This window comes from Nonomuraea longispora (assembly GCF_004348345.1).
In the GTDB taxonomy this organism is placed as follows: Bacteria; Actinomycetota; Actinomycetes; order Streptosporangiales; family Streptosporangiaceae; genus Nonomuraea; species Nonomuraea longispora.
In genome coordinates this window covers 95,020-101,207 of the sequence record NZ_SMJZ01000005.1, presented here as the reverse complement: position 1 = coordinate 101,207, position 6,188 = coordinate 95,020, and the positions used below count along the sequence as shown (strand labels likewise).

General features: G+C 69.4%; 6 protein-coding genes. 3 read left to right on the top strand and 3 right to left on the bottom strand.

Features of this window, described 5'->3' with window-relative positions:
• On the top strand, positions 1 to 811 hold an 811-nt coding region (locus E1267_RS02940), incomplete at its 5' end, for an SDR family NAD(P)-dependent oxidoreductase (protein WP_132329426.1).
• Positions 812 to 815: 4 nt separating this feature from the next.
• On the top strand, positions 816 to 1,475 hold the full coding sequence (locus E1267_RS02935) for a TetR/AcrR family transcriptional regulator (RefSeq protein ID WP_246063378.1): 660 nt from the start codon (positions 816 to 818) through the stop codon (positions 1,473 to 1,475).
• A 4-nt stretch (positions 1,476 to 1,479) separates the two neighbouring features.
• Here the strand turns inward: E1267_RS02935 and E1267_RS02930 are convergent, their stop codons facing one another.
• Positions 1,480 to 1,812: a hypothetical protein gene (locus E1267_RS02930; protein WP_132329423.1), complete on the bottom strand. Its 333-nt coding sequence runs from the start codon at positions 1,810 to 1,812 to the stop codon at positions 1,480 to 1,482.
• Positions 1,813 to 1,970: 158 nt separating this feature from the next.
• On the opposite strand from E1267_RS02930, the gene E1267_RS02925 reads away from it, so the two are divergent.
• Positions 1,971 to 2,501: a tetratricopeptide repeat protein gene (locus E1267_RS02925; protein ID WP_246063376.1), complete on the top strand. Its 531-nt coding sequence runs from the start codon at positions 1,971 to 1,973 to the stop codon at positions 2,499 to 2,501.
• Between the two features lie 218 nt (positions 2,502 to 2,719).
• On the opposite strand, the gene E1267_RS02920 is transcribed toward E1267_RS02925, so the two are convergent.
• Positions 2,720 to 3,382 (bottom strand): hypothetical protein, encoded by a 663-nt coding sequence (locus E1267_RS02920; protein WP_132329420.1) that lies wholly within the window; start codon positions 3,380 to 3,382, stop codon positions 2,720 to 2,722.
• A 225-nt stretch (positions 3,383 to 3,607) separates the two neighbouring features.
• The gene (gene clpB / locus E1267_RS02915; protein ID WP_132329417.1) at positions 3,608 to 6,178 is read right to left on the bottom strand and encodes an ATP-dependent chaperone ClpB; all 2,571 of its coding nucleotides are present in this window, start codon (positions 6,176 to 6,178) and stop codon (positions 3,608 to 3,610) included.
• Positions 6,179 to 6,188: the final 10 nt, after the last annotated feature.

The following is a 6,188-nucleotide window of genomic DNA, read 5'->3' as shown; positions in this document are numbered from 1 at the left end:
GGGTTCGGGGATCGGGCTGGCGACGTCGCGGGCGTTCGCGGCGCACGGCGCCGAGGTGGTCTGCGCGGACCTCGACCTCGCCGCCGCCCGGCGGGCCGCCGAGACGATCGGCAAGGACCTCGGGAGTACGGCTCACGCAGCGCGGGTCGACGTGGCGGATATGGATCAGATGGAGAAGTTCTCGCGAAATATCATCGCTCAATATGGCGTGCCGGACATTGTGGTGAACAATGCCGGAATCGCGGTCATCGGGTCGTTTCTCGACCACACCGTGGACGACTGGCGCAGGGCCATCGACATCAACCTGTGGGGTGTGGTGCACGGATGCCGCCTGTTCGCCGCCGCCATGGTCGAACGCGGCCAGGGCGGCCACATCGTCAACGTCGCCTCGCTGGCCGCCTTCGCTCCCTCCCGGCTGCTGCCCGCGTACTCCGCCTCGAAGGCCGCGGTGAAGATGCTCAGCGACTGCCTGCGAGCCGAGCTGGCCGGGCACGACATCGGGGTCAGCGCCATCTGCCCGGGCTTCGTCTCCACGGCCATCGCCCGCAACGCCACGTACACCGGCGTGGACCTGCACGACGACGCCGTACGCGGCCTGGCGCGGCGCGGATATCCACCCGAGCGCGTGGCCGCGTACGTGTTGCGTGCGGTGCACAGAAATCAAGCGGTTGTTCCGGTCAACATGGAGGGAAAGATCGGATATACCCTGTCACGCATTTCGCCACGGGCGATGCGCGGGCTCGCACGGTTGACGGAAACCCGTCGGTATCCGCAAATCGGAGGTAACGAACCACCGTACGGGAGAAGATGAATCCGTGTCCTCGCCGCAAATCGAAGAAGACTGCAGCCAGCCCAAAGCACTCAGGCGGCAGCCCGCACAACGCCGCAGCGCCCGGCGCGTCGAGCGGATGCTCGACGCCTGCGCCGAGCTGCTCGACGAGATCGGGTACGAGGCCCTGTCCACCACGCGCATAGCCGAGCGGGCGGGCGTGGCGATCGGGTCGGTCTACCAGTTCTTTCCCGACAAGCGCGCGATCACGCAGGAGCTCACCCGGCGCAACGTCGAGGAGTTCGTCCGACGGGTCGACCGCAAGTTCCTGGAGGAGGACCACCGGGGGTGGTGGCAGGCGGTCGACGCGATCATCGACGAATACGTCGACATGCACCGCACGGTCGCCGGCTTCAAGAGCCTGCACTTCGGTGACGTCGTCGACCTCAACCTGCTCGACTCCGACTCCGACAACAACACCGTGATCGCCGGCCGGCTGCGCGGGCTGTTCCTGAAGGAGTTCGGGCTGGCCGACAGCCCCGACCTCGATCTCGCGGTGCTGGTGGCGGTCGAGGCGGGCGACGCCGTGCTGAAACTGGCCTTCCGCCGCGACCCCGACGGTGAGCCGGAGATCATCGAGGCGGCCAAACACCTGATCCGCGGCTTCCTCTCCCGACAGCTGCGGTCCTGGTCGCCGCACGACTGAGCGGTCAGTGGCCGCCCGCGTGCGGTGGCTCCGTCACCATGCCGGGCAGCCACGCCGGCACGTCGTCCACCCATTGCCGCCGATGGCCGAGCGCGGCCGTCGGCACGTCCTCATAACCGGGCGCGGCAGGCGTGCGCACGCACGGACCCGGGTAGGAGACGGGACGCGCGTCCCTGGCCTCCCTGATGTGCAGCCGGGTCTCCAGGGCGCGCAGGCTGCGCTCCGCCGACTCGATGGCCTCCAGACGGGCCGACAGATAACCGGCGAGACCGGGGACGAGGGCCGACAACACGACAGCGCAGGCCAGCGTGAAGGTCATCTGCTTGGACACGCCCATCACGGCCCCCTTCGCTCGCTTGACAGCAGAGCACCTGCTATATGCCCTGTGACCTGCATGAACACGCGCAGGAGACGCAGGATTGGGCGAGTCGTTACCGTTTTGTAAGTGTGCGGATTGACCAGGCAAACGGCCGGACGGCTCGGTAGTCTCGCGGTGTGGCGCATGTGACCCGTGAGCACCTTGATCGTCTGCTTGAGCAGGCTCTATTGGCCGACGACCACGATTCCCTGGCCAGTCGGCTCTACGACGTCGCGCTCGACTATTCCTCGGGCGACGTCTCCCGGGCTTCCATCCTGGTCCTCGCCGCCGAGGAGTGGCGGGCGGCGGGCCAGCCGGCGCGCGCGATGGAGTGTTTCCAGCGCGCGGTCGAGGACGGTGGCGAGGCGGGTTTCGATCCGCGTGCCGGCATCGCCGACACGCTGTTCGAGCTCGACAGGCCCGACGAGGCGAGGGAGGTCATCAAGACGATACGCGCCGAGGGCAACGTCTCCACGGCGACCGCTCACACGATCGCCGAGACGCTCGTCGCCTACGGAGATCTCCGCGGTGGCCTCGAATGGGCCACCCAGGCGGTCCTCGACTGTGACGAGAACGACCCCGAGCAGGTGGCGCTGCTACGCACCCGCTACCGCATCAGGGTCGATCTCGGGCTCCCCGAGGACGAGCTCGACGAGATGGTCTCCTGAGGCGATCGCCCTCGCGCGACGTCGCGGCCCGTCCCCGGGCGAGGCCGCCGGTGGCCGGAGGTCACTGCGCCATGCCCGCGTGAAGAGGGCCACTGAAACTCCTGCGACAGCCGATGACGAAGGGGCCGCGACCCGATGGCCGCGGCCCCTTCGTCATGGGGATCCGGGCGCGGCAGGCACGTTCCGCGCCCGGACGGGAGGGCCGGCGTACGGTGTGCTCACCGCAGCCCGAGACCGTCGGTGAGTCCCGTGACGCCCTGCACCGGGGACCGTCCGCCGGTCAGCATCGACGTTCCCTCGACGCTCTCCACCGCCTTCGGCAGCAGCACGCCGATGACGTCCTCGCCGACCTCACGGACGGGCTTGTCGAGGTCCTTCGGCGCCCGGATGTCCCTGCCCCCGATGCGGTTGCTGTGGGTGGCCTGACCGAGCGACATCTCGGCCGGCAGCTTGGCCAGCAGTGGCGTCTCGGGCAACGACGGCAGCGAGGGCAGCGCCGGCACGCTCGACATGGTCGACATGTCTCTCATGCCGGTCCGGCCTGGCACCGCGGGGAACACCGCGGGTGAGGCGGAGGTCAGCATGGGCATGCCCCAGGTCGCCGCGACCCCGCCGATGTCGGTGCCGCCCAGCGCCGACCTTCCCGCCGCCAGCCCGGTCAGGCCCAGCTGCCTGGCCAGCTTCCCGGTCGCCGTGGCCAGCTTTCCCGACTCCTCGGCGACCACCCGGCTGCTGCCCGAGCCGCCGTCGTTGATGTTCACCCTCGACTGCTCGTGGCAGAAGGACAGGGCCGAATCGGGCGAGATCACGACCGGCTTGGTGTTCGCGCAGGAGTCAGCCGTCGAGGGGGCCGCGGCCCACCACGTGACACCAGCGGTCACCGCGGCCACCGCGAGGATGCTTCGGACTTTCTGGGATGACACTGCACGTCCCCCTGATCAATTGCGCTGATCTGACGAACGCTGAACGTAGCCAGCCGTCCGCCCGCGGGAGTGCGGCTTGTCCGAAGTGTGGGGCGAACCTTACCAATCCCCGTGCCCCATGACCGCGGCATGACACGCCGGGAGCCCGGAGACCGATCGGATCTCCGGGCTCCCGGCCGGGCCTCAGCCGCGCTGGATGAGCAGCGCGTCGTCGCCGAGCTCCACCAACACCTTGTCGCCGTCGGCGATCTCGCCCGACAACACCGCCTTGGCCAGCTTGTCGCCGATGGCCGACTGGACCAGGCGGCGCAGCGGGCGGGCGCCGTACATCGGGTCGTAGCCCGTCAGCGCCAGCCACTCGCGGGCCGCCGGCGTGACCTCCAGCGTCAGCCTGCGGTCGGCCAGGCGCTGCGCCAGGCGGTCGACCTGCAGGTCGACGATCCGCGCCAGTTCCTCGGAACCGAGCGCGTCGAACAGGATCACGTCGTCGAGCCGGTTGAGGAACTCCGGCTTGAACGAGTTGCGCACCGCCCCCATGACCGCCTCGCGCTTGGCGCCGTTCTCCAGCGCGGGATCGACGAGGAACTGCGAGCCGATGTTGGAGGTGAGGATCAGGATCGTGTTGCGGAAGTCGACCGTACGGCCCTGGCCGTCGGTCAGCCGCCCGTCGTCGAGCACCTGCAGCAAAATGTCGAACACCTCGGGGTGGGCCTTCTCCACCTCGTCGAGCAGCACCACGGTGTACGGGCGCCGCCTGACGGTCTCGGTGAGCTGGCCGCCCTCCTCGTAGCCGACATAGCCTGGAGGCGCTCCGACGAGCCTGGCCACGCTGTGCTTCTCGGAGTATTCGCTCATGTCGATGCGGGTCATCGCCCGCTCGTCGTCGAACAGGAACTCCGCCAGCGCCTTGGCCAGCTCGGTCTTGCCCACACCGGTCGGCCCGAGAAACAGGAACGAACCCGTCGGCCTGTCGGGGTCGGAGATGCCGGCCCGGCTGCGGCGTACGGCGTCGGAAACGGCCTGCACGGCCCGCTGCTGGCCGATGAGCCGCTTGCCCAGCTCATCCTCCATGCGCAGCAGCTTGGCCGTCTCCGCCTCCAGGAGGCGCCCGGCGGGGATGCCGGTCCACGACGAGATCACCTCGGCGATGTCGTCGGCCCCGACCTCCTCCTTGACCATGGTGTCGTCGGGTTGCGCGGCCTCGGAGGCGGACTTGAGCGCCTGCTCCAGCCGGGGCACCTCGGCGTACATCAGCCGCGACGCGACCTCGAAGTCGCCGTCGCGCTGCGCCCGCTCGGCGGCGCTCCTGGCCTCGTCGAGCTGCTTCTTCAGCTCACCGACCTTGTTGAGCCCCGCCTTCTCGTGCTCCCAGCGGCCGACGAGGGCGTTGAGCTCCTCCTGGCGGTCGGCCAGCTCCTGGCGCAGGCGTTCTAGCCGCTGCACGGAGGCCTCGTCGGTCTCCTTCGACAGCGCCAGCTCCTCCATCTTCATCCGGTCGACGTTGCGCTGGAGCTGGTCGATCTCCACGGGACGGGAGTCGATCTCCATGCGCAGCCGCGAGGCGGCCTCGTCGACCAGGTCGATGGCCTTGTCGGGAAGGAAACGGTTGGTGATGTAACGGTCGGACAGCGCGGCGGCGGCCACCAGCGCGCCGTCGGAGATCTGCACCTGGTGGTGGGCTTCGTAGCGGCCCTTGAGCCCGCGCAGGATCGCGATCGTGTCCTCGACCGTGGGCTCGCCCACGTAGACCTGCTGGAAGCGGCGCTCCAGCGCGGGATCCTTCTCGATCCGCTCGCGGTATTCGTCGAGCGTGGTCGCGCCGATCATGCGCAGCTCGCCGCGGGCCAGCATGGGCTTGAGCATGTTGCCGGCGTCCATCGCGCCCTCGGCGGCTCCCGCGCCGACGACGGTGTGCAGCTCATCGATGAACGTCACGATCTGCCCGTCGCTCTCCTTGATCTCGGAGAGCACGGCCTTCAGCCGCTCCTCGAACTCGCCGCGGTATTTCGCGCCGGCCACCATCGCGCCCAGGTCGAGCGCGATGAGCCGCTTGTTGCGCAGCGACTCGGGGATGTCGCCGGCCACGATGCGCTGGGCCAGCCCTTCCACGACGGCGGTCTTGCCGACGCCGGGCTCCCCGATGAGCACCGGGTTGTTCTTGGTGCGGCGGCTGAGCACCTGGATGACGCGGCGGATCTCGGAGTCGCGGCCGATGACCGGGTCGAGCTTGCCGCCCCTCGCGCGCTCGGTCAGGTCGACGCCGTATTTCTCCAGCGCCTGGTAGGTGTCCTCAGGGGTCTCGCTGGTGACGCGGGCATGGCCGCGTACTTTCTCGAAGGCGTCGAGCAGCGCCTGCGGCGTGGCACCCTGCGACTTCAGCAGGTCGGCCACGGGGCCGCCGTCAGTGGCCAGGCCCACCAGCAGGTGCTCGGTCGAGACGTAGAGGTCTTCGAGGCGGTTGGCGTGCTGGGCCGCGGTGTTCATCACCGTCAGGAGGTGGCGCGAGCTCGACGGCGCCCCCACCGTCGCGCCCTGCGCCTTCGGCAGCGCCGCGAGCTGCTCCTCAGCGCGCGTCCGTAGCGCACGCCAGTCGGCGCCGACGGCTTCGAGCAGCGGCACGGCCGTGCCGCCGGTCTGAGAGAGCAGCGTGGTCAGCAGGTGAACGGGGGCGATCTCGGGATTGCCCTCGGCGGCGGCACGCCGCATGGCGCCCGAGAGCGCTTCCTGGCTCTTCTGGGTGAGCTTGTAGTCCATCGTTCTAGGC